Consider the following 14,006-nt stretch of genomic DNA (forward strand, 5'->3'; position numbering starts at 1 on the left):
TCCTATTGTTGTTAACGCAACATTGATGATGGCTATATGATTAATCTTTCCTATCTTAGATAATTATCCAAAGCCTATACAACCCCGAACCTATATGGAGTTCGGGGTAAGAAATAGCTCTATTCAAAGTTGATACGATCTCGATAATGAATAGTTCTGATTGGAACAATGAAAATTTTCATTCGAAGAAGTTTGAATTAATTTTTTTTAGCTTCTAATTCTTCTTCGAAAAAGAAAGTACCTGGATGCTCTTTTACTATATAAGAAAATCTTTTCATATTTTTTACATATTGAGATTTCAATATTGTGACTTCCTGACCAGTTTCTTTAATATAGGCTTTGGCTCCATTATTGAATAAGCTTTTTGATGTTTTCAAGTGGACACTCCCTTTTTTGTTTCTAATTAATTATACCATAGAAACGAATGAATCATTTTCCTTGTACATTGATTGAATCCTCTTCATTTCCTTTATCTAGCAACTATGTTACACTTTTAAAAAAGTGGAAGGCAATTTGACAAATTATAAAGCAAAGAAAAGTAATCTTAATGATTTGCTAGCTAAAAATAACATGGATTTAGATACATTAGAAAAGAGTACGAATATTTCTAAAAGCCAGCTCGAAAGCTATACATCAAAAAAAAGTGATGAATTTAAACTCAGCTATGTCGATCTCTAAACATTTGAACTGTCAAATTGAAGATTTATATGAATGGAAAACAGAAGAGTGATCCTTTCACTCTTTTTAATTTGATTAGATGAGACAGAAAATAAGTAAAAAAAAAAAGAATTAACATTCATGGACTTGCTAATTTCTTTATTATCAGTTATGCTATGTAAGAATTATTTTTGTTCGGTATGTAAGAGAACAACAACCTTCACTTAATATCGTTTAGAGCAAGAATAGTATTATTGTGTGTGAACCACACTAGGAGGCAACAAACATGGAAAATGGTAAAGTTAAATGGTTTAATGCAGAAAAAGGATTTGGATTCATCGAAGTAGAAGGCGGAGAAGACGTATTCGTACATTTCTCAGCAATCCAAGGTGAAGGTTTTAAATCACTTGACGAAGGTCAAGAAGTAACGTTCGATATCGAGCAAGGCGCTCGTGGCCCACAAGCTGCTAACGTTAGTAAAGCTTAATGATCATAAGCTAGTTATATACAAAAACAGGCCCTTAGAGGTCTGTTTTTTTAATTAATTCTCTACTTATGAAATTCTATCAAAAGCCTGTAGCCTCTGTTTAGAGGTCTACAGGCTTTTGATAATTTAGTAGATATATTTCCTTTAGGTTTGTTCATACTTTCCAATACAGTGCTCACATTCGTACAAATAGGATTCATATTGTTCTTTAATTTCACTTCCACACTCACGGCATTCTTTCTTTGGTAAGTTACGGTAAAAATCTAAATTCAACATTTTAAATTCCTCCCAATTGTTTTGTTAATTCCATTGTATTATAACAGGTAATGAAAATCCACAACTGTTATATAATTGTTTAAAAATAGGCAAATAGTTATAGTGGTGATTAAAAATGACCATGATCATGTTGGAAAAAGTCAAAGAAAACAGAATCTATTAATATTTCCAAAAATTTATGGTTGTAATCGTTTTCCATGGTTGTATACTTATATTTATAAATACATTTTTTTACTGAATATCCATCAACAAAAATGTTTTGGAGGTATGAGATGAAAAAAATTAATCCTGCCACAATCACTTCTTATAGTCAATTTGGATATGTCAAGGTACCGAAAACGATACAATATGAATGTCCAAGATGTTTGAAGATGGGTAGCATTGAGCTAAAAGCTAACTCTTATCAATCTAATCATAATGAACTGTTATTATCGAAAGGGAAGTGCAACAACTGTAATAAAACATCTGAGTTTGTCATTGCCACCCCATCAGGTACCTCAAAGGGGCAGAATCAAACTGCCACGAATGTATACATATATGACACGAGAGGAGGAGAACATCCACTCGATCAATTGAAAAATAATGAAAAAATTCCTAAAGACCTGATCAGAGCGTTTCATTCCGCGTTAAATGTCTATGAATCTAAGGATTACTCTGCTACAGCCGTTATGTCTAAACGTGTGCTGGAGAGTGTGGCTAAAAGCTTTATTGGAGAAGAATCATTCAATCAATCCTTAACACAACAATTTGAAGAGCTCCCGAAATATGTAGATTTCTCTAAGCCAATGGTTTCTCTAAGTCATTTATTAAATGGAAATGGAGAGTTTAATAAGATTCTAGACTTAGAACATGAGATGGATGATGAAACAGCAGAATTAGTGATCGATATGTTAGAGGCTTTAATTGAGTATTTATTCATTCTTCCCCAAAGAATCGAAAATGCACAAAAGAAAATCGAGCAGCGGGTTGGTAGAAAAAGTGTAGTCAGGGATCTTCAAATTAAATAATACGGATTAAAGTAAGGTTGACTCATGGTCAACCTTTTTAGTCCTATTTATTTTTTAAATCTCTCTTGGTTATTTCACTGCGAATATCCTTTTCTTTTGAGAACTCAGTATCTTGTTTAGGTTTGTTGGGGTATTTATTTTTACGTTCTCGATTATCGTTTTTATTCGTCATGATGAAACCTCCTTTTGCTTTAGATTAACTATATTTTGTCCATTTGTACTTTTTTTATAAAACGAATTAAATCTAGCTCGCTTTTCTATTTTTGACTTTGATTTAATTTATAAAAAAATGAGTGAACCTTCTAAGAAGGTTCACTCATAAGAAGTTACAGTTTTGTCCGAATATCCCAAAGCTCGGGGAAGAAGCGGTGATCTAAGACTTTCTTTAAATATCCAACGCCTGAGGAGCCTCCTGTCCCCATTTTATGACCGATAATCCGTTCGACTGTTTTCATATGTCGGAAGCGCCATTGCTGTAGCCAGTCTTCAATATCGATTAATTTTTCACCCAATTCATATAAATCCCAATAACGATCAACATTTCGGTAAACTTCAAGCCATGCGTTTTCAACACTATCGTTTGCAACATATGTTTCCGTATAATCCCGATTTAAAACGGTTTCATCAATCGGAAGCCCTACTTTAGCTAATGCATGGATGGATACATCATAAAGTCCTGGTGCTTCATGCTCACGCTTTAACTTCTCTAATAGGATAGGGTCTTTTTTATAAATTTCTAACACATGTTTCGTTTTATACCCGAGAGCGAATTCAATCATCCGATATTGATAGGATTGAAAGCCAGATGCTTGGCCAAGATCATCTCGAAATTCAATATACTCAGATGGCGTTAGGGTAGATAGTACATCCCATGCATGAATGATTTGGGTTTGGATTTTTGAAACCCTTGATAACATTTTGAACGCTTGCGAGAGATCTCCTTTATCAATACAATCAATGCTTGATTTTAATTCATGAAGAATTAATTTCATCCAAAGCTCACTAACTTGGTGGATAACAATAAACAGCATTTCATCATGATGATCTGATAATCTTTTTTGACTTGAGAGAAGATCATCTAATTGAAGATATTCTCCATAGGTCATTCGACTTATAAAATCGGTATGAACTCCTTCTTCCTTTGGTGTTTTTCTTTCATATGAGTTATTTTCCATTGGGTGATTCCTCACTTTCTCCTGTTGATTAAACATGTTAAAATATGAAGGGTTTAAAAATATACATACTTCTACAATAATTCGAGAAAAACTGACAAACTCCTTTATATTGATATAAGTAATCGAAAGAAAATAACATTAATTGGAAGGAATTGGATATCGTGATTAAAGAAAAGCTTCAGAGCATGTATTTAAGTTCAAGAGATAGAAGAAGAATGAAATTAGCAGAATGGAGAGAAGCTCGAAACTCAACTAAAGAATTTGTATTAGGTACAACCAAAATGGTGAAAGGGATTTATGGGGTACCACTTTGGGAAATTAATAATCAATTTAAAAAATTAGCAAAGAGGAAAAATCTTGAGGAGAAGGTAGGGGAGAAAATTATTATTCCTCTTCCAATGAAAAAATCCTCCGAACCACTGACTTCTATGGAATTAAAACAAGTAGAGGAAAAACTCTACAGTTTAGAAGGATTTGAATTATTACAATTAAGTCATTTTGCTTTATTGAAGCCTACGTATAAAGAACAAAAATTATTTCATCATGTATCTAGAAAAGTAGAAATCCATATTGAAAGCTTCTAATAAAATAAATAGTGGGAACTCTTTTAATGGAAAAGGGATGACCCAATTTAAAATGTACCCTATAGAGTAGACACTTTACAAAAGGTCTACTCTATAGGGTATTATTTATCAAGGTCTGACTTTTGCATAGATTGTTGCTTTTCGAACAAGAATAGAAACCCATTATGATTAAGTTTTCGGAGCATTTTTTGTCTAGAGAATAAATGATTAACTATGATTGAATTATTTAAGATGTTTATAGCTGACAAAAAGCAACAAAGTTTACGAAAAGAGCCTTCCTCAAAGGTATTGCCAACGAGAACACCTCGAGACATTTACTTGTGTATTAGACAGGTGACTTATCGTCTTGTTTCATCATGTTTACGAGTTTTTTAGATATAAACAACAGGATAATACCAAGAAAAATCGCTACTCCTCCAATTAGAGAAAAGATTTCTAGGTATCCTAATGTGGCTGTTAACGATGCAAGTCGACCAGCAAGTAGGCTCGCTACTCCGATTGCTGCCATCCAAACTCCCATTAATAGAGAGGCAATTTTCAAAGGAGCAACTTTACTTACTAGCGATAATCCTACTGGTGATAAGAAGAGTTCTCCAAGTGTATGAAGTAAGTACGTGAAGACAATGAACATAATATTTGCTCTAGCTGTGATATTCGCTTCATCAGACCCGGTTTGGAGAACAGCTGGAACCAATACCATGAAACCTAATCCTAAAAGAATCATTCCAATCCCCATTTTAGTAGTCATATTTAAGTCCCCACGTTTAGAACGTGAAAGCCTCAACCATACATTTGATAAAATAGGCGCTAGAATAATAATGAATAAAGGATTAACGGATTGAAACCATGCTACCGGTATTGTATATCCGAATATTTCTCTGTCAATAAAATTTTTTGTGTAAAGAGTAAAGGAGCTGCCTGCCTGTTCAAATCCTGCCCAGAAGAAGACAACAAAACAAGCAAGAATTAATATCGCTACTGTTCGTTGCTTATCTTTTTTCGATAAAGGTGTAGAATCATTCGAATTATTATATTCTATAAGCTGTTGCTTCACTGGATTTATTCCAACATTTCCTAAATATTTCTTACTTAAAGAAGTGAAAATAATTTGTCCAATCAACATCCCTATTGAGGAAGCTAAAAAAGCCCATTTAAAACCATAATGCAATGTTCCATCCTCAAGCGTGGTTAAGAAAAGATCGGCTTGTAAATAGCCAGCAACTAGCGGAGCGATAAATGCCCCTATATTAATTCCCATATAGAATATCGTAAATGCTGCATCTTTGCGTTTATCATTTCTTGGATACAATTCTCCAACTAAAGTAGAAATATTTGGCTTGAAGAATCCATTTCCTAGGACTAAAAACGCTAGGCCAAAGTATAATCCGGTTTGAGAATGAGTTAAGAATATGGTGAAATCGCCAATTGCCATTGTAATCCCACCGATTGTAATCGCCATTCTTAAACCTATATACCTATCTGTAAGCCACCCGCCTAAAATTGGTGTGAAATAGACCATTCCTGTGTAAAATCCATAAATTTGCAATGCACTTGCTGGTTCAACACCTAACCCGCCACTTATATATGCTGTCGTTAGATAAAGAACGAGAAGTGCTCTCATTCCGTAATAACTGTACCTTTCCCATAACTCCGTAAAAAAAAGTAGATATAGCCCTTTAGGATGTTTTTTACCCTGTGGTAAATTATGAGGTGTAGTTGTCTCCAAAATATCCACTCCTGATGTCCGAATTTTAGCTTAATTATTATTAGTAATAAATTAGTTGATTCTTATATCCCATTTTTAACTATCCCCTAAATACTGTCTAATATTCCGAGAATAATTAGATGGTAAATAACTATATTTTTTTGAGCTATTCAGTGACTAATTACATTTAGGAAAAATCAAGGTCATGGTTCAAACTCTCTTAACATACGTTGTAGAAGTACTATAAGAAGGAGGGATGATGTGGAAAGCCCTATTTCTTGTACATTCTGTGGCAGTTATCATGTAAGTGAGCAGGAAATGGTTTATTCTTATGGTTATCGTTCAGGTATGGATACAGGGGAAAAACTTGAGAATCTAAATTCTGTTCATACCAATCTTTATTTATATCAATGTAATGAATGTCATTTTGTCATGATGTTTTCAAAGGAACAGCAATTGCTTAAAAAAGCAAAAACAGAGAGCAAGAAGAATAGGTTGATTAGGTGGAAAATCCGTTAGCTTTTGGGGTGATTTGATCCGTTCTCAGTAAAATTCTTGCCAATGGAAAATACAATTTAGAAATCATCTTCTTGTGTACAGAATTTATATATTGATTCATATGATCATCCCTTTATCTTTTTTAAAGAATTTTTTCCAAATACAGAAAACATTTTCATTTTCTTATATAATAGAAGAAAGTGGGGAAGGAGAATGAAAATGAGTACATATCCTAATACAAAAAATACAATAGGCACAATACAAGAATTAGTTACTATTCCTAGTCCATCTGGAAATACTGAAACCGTTATTTCGTATGTTGAAAATGCATTAAAAGAGACTGGATATGAAATGGGTAGAAACAGAAAAGGCGGACTGATTGTAACCATTCCAGGAAAGGATTCTTCCAAGCATAGAATGTTAACAGCGCATGTAGATACTCTAGGTGCAATGGTGAAAGAAATAAAATCAAACGGTCGCTTGAAGTTATCGATGATTGGCGGGTTCCGTTGGAATGCTGTTGAAGGAGAATATTGCGAAATAGAGACAGCGTCAGGTAAGAAATTTAGCGGAACGATTTTAATGCATCAAACATCTGTACATGTGTACAAGGATGCTGGTGAAGCTAAGAGAGATGAAAAAAATATTGAAGTTCGTATTGATGAAGTAGTTTGGAATCAAGAAGAAGTAAGAGCACTTGGAATCGAAGTCGGTGATTTTGTTTCCTTTGATCCAAGGGTAGAAGTAACGGATAGCGGATTTATTAAATCTAGACATTTAGATGATAAAGCAAGTGTTGGAATTCTTCTTGAATTAATTAAAAACGTTTCGCAGGAAGGGATTGAACTACCCTATACAACACATTTCTTAATTTCTAATAATGAGGAAATCGGATATGGCGGGAATTCAAATATTCCTTCTGAAACGGTTGAATACCTAGCAGTAGATATGGGGGCGATTGGTGATGGACAATCAACTGATGAATATACCGTATCGATCTGTGCAAAAGATTCAAGTGGTCCTTATCATTATGCGTTCAGACAACATTTAGTGGATTTAGCAAAATCTAATGAAATTCAATATAAGGTAGATATCTATCCATATTATGGTTCAGATGCTTCAGCTGCAATAAGAGCTGGTCATGATATTATCCATGGTTTAATTGGTGCAGGGATCGATGCTTCACATGCTTACGAAAGAACACATGAAACATCCCTTTATCATACAGAAAAGCTTTTATACCACTACATTCAATCAGAAATGGTGGAGTAGAAAGAAAAAAGTAGTGATTTATAAATTCTCACATCATCTATCTGGTTGTTTAACGATCTCAAAAAGACATTTCCAAAAGGGAGTGTCTTTTTTACAAAGGTTCTTTGCTCTTGAAAGATCGTTTACAAATTTTAAATTGCTAATACCCAATTACCAATCTAAAACAATGAAATGGGAGAAGAACAACATGCAAAAGAGTCTGGTGAAAATTGGCACTCTACCTAAAGGGCAGAAAAATTGTCTGACAGATGTAGAAGGAATTAAAATAGGGCATGTAACATTGGAAAAATCGATATCAGAAGAGGAAAAAATTCAGACTGGTGTCACAGCGATCCTTCCACATGGAGGGAATCTATACAGAGAAAAGGTCATGGCATCTTGCTTTGTCATTAATGGGTATGGGAAAACAACAGGGCTAGTTCAAGTCGGTGAATTAGGGGCAATTGAAGCACCAATTATGCTAACCAATACTTTCAGTGTCGGAAATGTATGGCAAGGAACACTTCAATATATGATGGACCATACGGAGGAAATTGGTGATACTTCAGGTTCCATAAATATTGTAGTAGGTGAATGTAACGATATGTATTTACACTCGGCTAGACACTTTACCGTTGAGGCTCATCATGCAGCTGAGGCAATTGAAAAAGCAAGCTCTCTACCTTCAGATAACGGTGCAATAGGAGCAGGGACAGGAACTTTATGTTTAGGCTATAAAGGTGGTATAGGGACATCTTCTAGACTAATAAAGTATAATGATATTACTTTTCGGATAGGAGCTTTAGTACAAACCAACTTTGGCCAAAAAAGCGAAAATCCTTATATTTCTGAAACCAATAAATTTTCGATTGAAAAACTTCCGGATGGCTCTATTATGATTGTCCTAGCAACAGATGCTCCACTGTCTGATCGCCAACTAAAAAGGATTGCCAAAAGAGCATCAGTTGGGTTAGCAAGAGCAGGTAGTCACATACATCACGGTAGCGGAGATATTGTTATCGCTTTTTCTACTGCAAATAAAATAAAGCATGATGATTCCGATTATTTCCAAGATGTTAGAATTTTGAGAGAAGACCATCCTATTATGAATCTTTTATTTCAAGGAGTAGCGGAAGCCGTTGAGGAAGCTATTTTCTATTCTATGTATTTTGCTAAAGAAGTGAAAGGGAGGATGGGGAGAAAGGTACCATCTTTTAAGCGTGAGTCCTTATTTTCTTCTCAATCAGAAAGTGATAATATAAAATAGTTATACATTTAAATATATGTAGTCCTAAAAAGGTCTATATTTATTATACAAACTATTACATTGTGAGGTTTGGGATATGAATACATATGAATTATTATCCTGTTTGAAAGTAAAAAAGGTTTTTGGTGAATTACCTAAGAAAATTGACCATGTCTACCTAGATTCAAGAAAAGTTGAAAGCAACAGTATGTTTATCTGTACACGTGGATTTACAGTTGATGGGCATGATTATGCCCATAATGCTATTGATAATGGAGCTACTCTAATCATTGCGGAAAAACAATTGGATATTGATTTATCCAAGGCTGCTCTTGTAGTCGTAAAGGATTCCTTTAAAGCAATGGCCCAACTCGTGAATAGATTCTATGACTATCCATCTACAAAATTAAATGTGTTTGGTGTGACGGGTACGAATGGTAAAACAACGGTAACAAATTTGATTCACTCTATTTTGAGAAAAGATGGTCAAAAGTCTGGACTATCCGGTACCATAGGATTTGATTTAGATGGCGACCAATTCCCAAGTGAAAATACAACTTGTGATAATTTAACTACACAGGCAATGCTTCACAAAGCAAACGAGCGTGACATCAATAATATGGTTTTAGAAGTATCGTCTCACGGGTTAGTCCAAGGAAGACTTTGGGGAGTAGATTTCGATGTTGTTACGTTTACGAATTTAAGTCACGACCATTTAGATTTTCATGAAACGATGGAACATTACGGGTATGCAAAAGGACTGCTGTTTTCACAGCTAGGTGAAAATTTATCAAAGCCTAAATACCTTGTTCTAAATCAGGATGATGAATGGTATGAGCGTTATTCGAATATGTCTGGTCATGAAGTTATTAGTTATGGTATGGAAAATAACGCAGATTTTAAAGCAGAAAATATTCAATATCATCAGGATTTGACACTATTTACACTACACTCTCCTGAAGGAACATATGAAGTAGAAACACAGTTATTAGGGAAATTTAATGTATACAATATACTCGCAGCGATGGCAAGCTTATTCGCTAACGGTATGACAGTCGAACGCCTTGTAGAAATTGTAAAGGATGTAGCACCTGTTAATGGGAGAATGGAGAAGGTCGACTTTGACGCACCTATATCCATGTATATTGATTATGCACATACAGCAGATGCGATTGAAAAAGCGATTCAATCTGTCCTTCCTTTTAAGAAAAATAAAATAATTTTTCTAGTGGGAACAGGCGGGAATCGCGATAAGACAAAACGTCCAATTATGGCAGAAAAAGCATCAATAGCGGATTACGTAATATTAACAACAGATGATCCAAGATATGAAAGTTATGATAGTATTGTGAATGATTTAGGAAAAGGAATGCAGCATTCTAATTTTGCCTTAATTGGTGACAGAGAAGAGGCAGTAAAGCATGCGATTGATGTAAGCGAACCTGGAGATATCATTATTTTTGCAGGGAAGGGTCATGAAGATTACCAAATAATCGAAAATACAAAATATCCCCATAGTGATAAAGAAATTGCCTGTAAAAGATGTACTGAAAAATATTCCTTATAATAATAAAGGCTGATCCATTGGATCAGCCTTTTGTTTACTAAAGTATGAAATCGAATAGGTTCTCTGAAGCATAACGTCAATTATTAAAAAAGGGTATCACCGGAGGATACCCTTTCAATTAAACAAACATTCCTGCAATAGCAGCACTTAGCAGTGAAGCGAGTGCACCGGCGAAGATGGATTTCATTCCTAAGCGAGCAATATCTTTACGTCTATTTGGAGCTAGGTTTCCTAATCCTCCAAGCAAAATTCCTAAAGACGAAAGATTTGCGAATCCGCAAAGAGCAAAGCTAACGATTGCCACCGTTTTTGGTGAGAGACTCTCAATTTGAGGAGCGAAAGCAGAATAAGCAACAAATTCATTAATAACTAATTTTTGTCCAATAAAGTTTCCTGCTTTAATTGCCTCATCCCACGGTACTCCAATGGCAAAAGCAAGTGGTGAAAAGACATAACCTAGAATCAATTCTAACGTCAGATTATCAAATCCAAACCATCCGCCAATCAGTCCAAGGATTCCATTGATAAGAGCAACAAGTGCAATAAACGCCAAGAGCATGGCACCGATGTTAAGAGCTAATTGTAGCCCAACAGATGCCCCTTTTGCAGCAGCATCGATTACATTGGCAGAATCTGAATCTACTTCCATCTCTAGTTCCTTAGGCTCTGGAGAAACATCCGTTTCGGGGATAAACAATTTAGCCATGACTAAACCAGCAGGTGCAGCCATAAAGCTTGCGGCTAATAAGTATTCAAGTGGAACACCTAGCAGTGAATAACCGATCAGAACAGAGCCTGCCACAGACGCTAATCCACCTGTCATGACAGCAAATAATTCTGATTCCGTCATTTTAGCAAGGAAGGGACGAACAACTAGTGGTGCCTCTGTTTGTCCAACAAAAATATTAGCTGCAGCTGACATTGATTCTGCTTTTCGAGTACCTAACAGCCAAGATAATGCACCTCCAAGAATTTTGATGAAAAATTGCATAATCTTTAAGTAGTAAAGTACTGAAATAAGGGCAGAGAAGAAAATAACAACAGGTAACACATTTAGGGCAAACACAAAAGCGATATTTGAATCTTCTGTGAAAAACCCACCAAACAAGAAATTGATTCCTTCATTAGAGTAGTTGATAATATTGTTTACAATTTTTGTTACTCCTTCTAATACATTACTGCCCCAGCTTGTCTCTAATACGATAAAAGCAAAGAGTAATTGTATCGCTAGACCACCCAAAATGGTACGATAATTAATTGATTTTTTTGAACTGGAGAATATGAAAGCGATTGCTAAAACGGTTAAAATACCTAAAATCCCCCAAAGATATTGCATATTACTCACCTCATAAGTAGATTAATGACTTGTATATACTTGAAGCCACGGATTTTTTATTTTACAATGCTTTCGTGGATAATACAATGAAAAGTTAATGCCAGTAAGCACTTCCTTTTCTATTATGCGCTAAAAAATACATTTCATGAGAGGAAATAGTAAAAATGAAAATAAGAAAAAGTATTACGGATGGCAAAGATAGAACAGTGTATATATACGAAAACAAAAAAGAAGAATATTTTATGATCGCCATCCCAGATATCAACTGGTCAATTATGTTTACATATGAACAAGAAATGAAAGAAAACGTTCAAAAGACACTGGCTAATAGAGGTTTAGATGAAGCAGAAAGTACCATTATCGCAAATAGAATTTTTCAATGGACGACCGAAATGTAAAATGCTGAAGGAACGTGTTTTCCTTCAGCATTTTCCCTTACTGGCTATTGTTAAACCATATAATTTATTAAAAAAGTGTATTCTTTCAATCAGCTATAAGAATGTGTTATTGCATAATGCGTAAGGAAGGAATATGATGAAAAAGTAGATTTTATCCGAGTATGGACAGTTAGGCTCCATAATTAAAGATTCACTTTACACGAAAGGATTTTACCTAATGAAAAATGACTTTAAGAACGATGTTTTGTCTAGACGAACTTTTGCTATCATTTCTCACCCTGATGCAGGGAAAACAACCTTAACTGAGCAACTTCTATTATTCGGGGGTGCTATCCGTGCAGCGGGAACCGTTAAGGGGAAAAAAACGGGGAAGTTCGCGACATCGGATTGGATGGAAATTGAAAAGCAAAGGGGAATATCCGTTACTTCTTCTGTAATGGCATTCGATTATAATGGAAATCGAGTGAATATATTAGATACTCCTGGTCACCAGGATTTTAGTGAAGATACGTATCGTACCCTTATGGCCGTAGATAGTGCTGTAATGATTATCGACTCTGCAAAAGGGATTGAAGCTCAAACATTAAAATTATTTAAAGTATGTAAAATGCGCGGGATCCCAATATTCACCTTTGTCAATAAAATGGATCGCCAAGGACGCGAGCCATTGGAGATTCTTGAAGAATTAGAAGAGGTATTAGGCATTGAATCTTATCCAATGAATTGGCCAATTGGCATGGGTAAGGAATTTCTTGGAATATATGACCGATACCATAATCGTATTGAGCAATTTAGAGTTGAGGATGATGATCGGTTTATCTCATTAAATGATGAAGGCGAAATTGCGGGTGATCATTCTTTAAAAGAAAATGATTTATATTCGCAAACATTAGAGGACGTTCTACTGTTAAATGAGGCGGGAAATCATTTTTCAGATGATAAAATTGCCTCTGGAGAGTTAACACCTGTCTTTTTTGGAAGTGCATTAACAAATTTTGGTGTTCAAACCTTTCTAGAAACCTACTTAAATTTTGCTCCATCTCCACAACCAAGGAAATCTGATAAAGGATTAATAACACCGACTGCCGAGGAATTTTCCGGGTTCGTATTTAAAATTCAAGCCAATATGAACCCTGCTCACAGAGATCGCATTGCTTTTGTACGCATCTGTTCTGGACAGTTTCAAAGAGGAATGAGCGTCAATCTGACGAGAACAGGTAAGTCCATCAAGCTAGCGCAATCAACTCAGTTTTTAGCTGATGATCGCAGTACAGTAGATGAAGCGGTAAGTGGAGATATTATTGGAGTGTATGATACAGGGACATACCAGATTGGTGATACATTGGTGGAAGGCAAGCAAGCATTTCAATATGAAAAGCTCCCACAGTTCACACCTGAATTATTTGTTCGTGTAACAGCTAAAAATGTCATGAAACAAAAGCACTTCCATAAAGGGATCCATCAGTTAGTTCAAGAAGGGGCAATCCAATATTACAAAACATTAAGAACAGAAGATGTTATATTAGGTGCTGTTGGTCAGCTCCAATTTGAGGTTTTTGAACACAGGATGAAGAATGAATATAATGTTGATGTCATGATGGAACCAATCGGTTCTAAAATCGCTCGTTGGATCGAGAACGAAGAAGCTGTAAATGATTCCATGTCAAGCTCAAGAAGTATGTTAGTTAAAGATCGTCATGATCATTTAGTCTTCCTATTTGAAAATGACTTTGCTACAAGATGGTTTCAAGATAAGAATCCAGAGGTAAAATTATATAGCTTGATGTAAACGATAAAAGAGGGTGACCGAAACGGTCAC

At 35.1% G+C, this 14,006-nt stretch carries 16 protein-coding genes; 10 read left to right on the forward strand and 6 right to left on the reverse strand.

The window, feature by feature from the left end:
- Nucleotides 1-197: 197 nt before the first annotated feature.
- Entirely contained in the window at nt 198-377 is a 180-nt protein-coding gene (locus tag JOC86_RS15265; RefSeq protein WP_205173781.1) for a hypothetical protein, read from the reverse strand.
- A gap of 251 nt (nt 378-628) precedes the next feature.
- Between JOC86_RS15265 and JOC86_RS25340 the strand changes: the two genes are divergently transcribed.
- Complete coding sequence (locus JOC86_RS25340; RefSeq protein ID WP_419096097.1) at nt 629-730, forward strand: helix-turn-helix domain-containing protein; 102 nt, start codon at nt 629-631, stop codon at nt 728-730.
- A 213-nt stretch (nt 731-943) separates the two neighbouring features.
- Nucleotides 944-1,144 carry a cold-shock protein gene (locus JOC86_RS15270; RefSeq protein ID WP_205173782.1) on the forward strand — a complete coding sequence of 67 codons (201 nt, stop codon included), beginning with the start codon at nt 944-946 and terminating at the stop codon, nt 1,142-1,144.
- Between the two features lie 144 nt (nt 1,145-1,288).
- Here the strand turns inward: JOC86_RS15270 and yhfH are convergent, their stop codons facing one another.
- A complete protein-coding gene (yhfH, locus tag JOC86_RS15275) occupies nt 1,289-1,420 on the reverse strand; it encodes a protein YhfH (protein WP_205173783.1) in 132 nt (43 codons plus the stop codon).
- A 272-nt stretch (nt 1,421-1,692) separates the two neighbouring features.
- Between yhfH and JOC86_RS15280 the strand changes: the two genes are divergently transcribed.
- The gene (locus JOC86_RS15280; protein WP_239587631.1) at nt 1,693-2,427 is read left to right on the forward strand and encodes a hypothetical protein; all 735 of its coding nucleotides are present in this window, start codon (nt 1,693-1,695) and stop codon (nt 2,425-2,427) included.
- Between the two features lie 43 nt (nt 2,428-2,470).
- Here the strand turns inward: JOC86_RS15280 and JOC86_RS25035 are convergent, their stop codons facing one another.
- Nucleotides 2,471-2,599 (reverse strand): hypothetical protein, encoded by a 129-nt coding sequence (locus JOC86_RS25035; protein WP_275583410.1) that lies wholly within the window; start codon nt 2,597-2,599, stop codon nt 2,471-2,473.
- Nucleotides 2,600-2,753: 154 nt separating this feature from the next.
- Nucleotides 2,754-3,602, reverse strand: a complete 849-nt coding sequence (gene kynA / locus JOC86_RS15285) for a tryptophan 2,3-dioxygenase (RefSeq protein WP_205173784.1) — start codon at nt 3,600-3,602, stop codon at nt 2,754-2,756.
- Nucleotides 3,603-3,754: 152 nt separating this feature from the next.
- On the opposite strand from kynA, the gene JOC86_RS15290 reads away from it, so the two are divergent.
- Entirely contained in the window at nt 3,755-4,186 is a 432-nt protein-coding gene (locus tag JOC86_RS15290; protein ID WP_205173785.1) for a hypothetical protein, read from the forward strand.
- 325 nt (nt 4,187-4,511) lie between these two features.
- Here the strand turns inward: JOC86_RS15290 and JOC86_RS15295 are convergent, their stop codons facing one another.
- The gene (locus tag JOC86_RS15295) at nt 4,512-5,915 is read right to left on the reverse strand and encodes a peptide MFS transporter (RefSeq protein ID WP_205174242.1); all 1,404 of its coding nucleotides are present in this window, start codon (nt 5,913-5,915) and stop codon (nt 4,512-4,514) included.
- Between the two features lie 237 nt (nt 5,916-6,152).
- Here JOC86_RS15295 and JOC86_RS15300 point away from each other — a divergent pair, with 237 nt between their 5' ends.
- The 4 genes from JOC86_RS15300 to JOC86_RS15315 all read left to right on the forward strand — a co-directional run bounded on the left by JOC86_RS15300 (nt 6,153) and on the right by JOC86_RS15315 (nt 10,453).
- On the forward strand, nt 6,153-6,410 hold the full coding sequence (locus tag JOC86_RS15300; RefSeq protein WP_205173786.1) for a hypothetical protein: 258 nt from the start codon (nt 6,153-6,155) through the stop codon (nt 6,408-6,410).
- Between the two features lie 198 nt (nt 6,411-6,608).
- Entirely contained in the window at nt 6,609-7,661 is a 1,053-nt protein-coding gene (locus JOC86_RS15305) for a M42 family metallopeptidase (protein ID WP_205173787.1), read from the forward strand.
- Between the two features lie 187 nt (nt 7,662-7,848).
- Complete coding sequence (locus JOC86_RS15310; protein ID WP_205173788.1) at nt 7,849-8,907, forward strand: DmpA family aminopeptidase; 1,059 nt, start codon at nt 7,849-7,851, stop codon at nt 8,905-8,907.
- A 76-nt stretch (nt 8,908-8,983) separates the two neighbouring features.
- Nucleotides 8,984-10,453: a UDP-N-acetylmuramoyl-L-alanyl-D-glutamate--2,6-diaminopimelate ligase gene (locus JOC86_RS15315; protein WP_205173789.1), complete on the forward strand. Its 1,470-nt coding sequence runs from the start codon at nt 8,984-8,986 to the stop codon at nt 10,451-10,453.
- Nucleotides 10,454-10,571: 118 nt separating this feature from the next.
- On the opposite strand, the gene JOC86_RS15320 is transcribed toward JOC86_RS15315, so the two are convergent.
- Nucleotides 10,572-11,789, reverse strand: coding sequence for a NupC/NupG family nucleoside CNT transporter (locus tag JOC86_RS15320; RefSeq protein ID WP_205173790.1), 1,218 nt, complete (start codon nt 11,787-11,789; stop codon nt 10,572-10,574).
- A 164-nt stretch (nt 11,790-11,953) separates the two neighbouring features.
- Between JOC86_RS15320 and JOC86_RS15325 the strand changes: the two genes are divergently transcribed.
- Complete coding sequence (locus tag JOC86_RS15325) at nt 11,954-12,187, forward strand: YueH family protein (protein WP_205173791.1); 234 nt, start codon at nt 11,954-11,956, stop codon at nt 12,185-12,187.
- A gap of 217 nt (nt 12,188-12,404) precedes the next feature.
- Nucleotides 12,405-13,976 (forward strand): peptide chain release factor 3, encoded by a 1,572-nt coding sequence (locus tag JOC86_RS15330; RefSeq protein ID WP_205173792.1) that lies wholly within the window; start codon nt 12,405-12,407, stop codon nt 13,974-13,976.
- The last annotated feature ends 30 nt before the right edge of the window (nt 13,977-14,006 follow it).

Origin of the sequence: Rossellomorea pakistanensis (genome assembly GCF_016908495.1) — a bacterium.
GTDB classification, from domain to species: domain Bacteria; phylum Bacillota; class Bacilli; order Bacillales; family Bacillaceae_B; genus Rossellomorea; species Rossellomorea pakistanensis.

Bases quoted from the DNA above. Each gene is read 5' to 3' on its own strand.
- JOC86_RS15310 (WP_205173788.1), top strand. From the start codon at position 7,849: ATGCAAAAGAGTCTGGTGAAAATTGGCACTCTACCTAAAGGGCAGAAA.
- JOC86_RS15325 (WP_205173791.1), top strand. From the start codon at position 11,954: ATGAAAATAAGAAAAAGTATTACGGATGGCAAAGATAGAACAGTGTAT.
- kynA (WP_205173784.1), bottom strand. From the start codon at position 3,602: ATGGAAAATAACTCATATGAAAGAAAAACACCAAAGGAAGAAGGAGTT.
- JOC86_RS15305 (WP_205173787.1), top strand. From the start codon at position 6,609: ATGAGTACATATCCTAATACAAAAAATACAATAGGCACAATACAAGAA.
- JOC86_RS15320 (WP_205173790.1), bottom strand. From the start codon at position 11,789: ATGCAATATCTTTGGGGGATTTTAGGTATTTTAACCGTTTTAGCAATC.
- JOC86_RS25035 (WP_275583410.1), bottom strand. From the start codon at position 2,599: ATGACGAATAAAAACGATAATCGAGAACGTAAAAATAAATACCCCAAC.
- yhfH (WP_205173783.1), bottom strand. From the start codon at position 1,420: ATGTTGAATTTAGATTTTTACCGTAACTTACCAAAGAAAGAATGCCGT.
- JOC86_RS15270 (WP_205173782.1), top strand. From the start codon at position 944: ATGGAAAATGGTAAAGTTAAATGGTTTAATGCAGAAAAAGGATTTGGA.
- JOC86_RS15315 (WP_205173789.1), top strand. From the start codon at position 8,984: ATGAATACATATGAATTATTATCCTGTTTGAAAGTAAAAAAGGTTTTT.
- JOC86_RS15330 (WP_205173792.1), top strand. From the start codon at position 12,405: ATGAAAAATGACTTTAAGAACGATGTTTTGTCTAGACGAACTTTTGCT.
- JOC86_RS15280 (WP_239587631.1), top strand. From the start codon at position 1,693: ATGAAAAAAATTAATCCTGCCACAATCACTTCTTATAGTCAATTTGGA.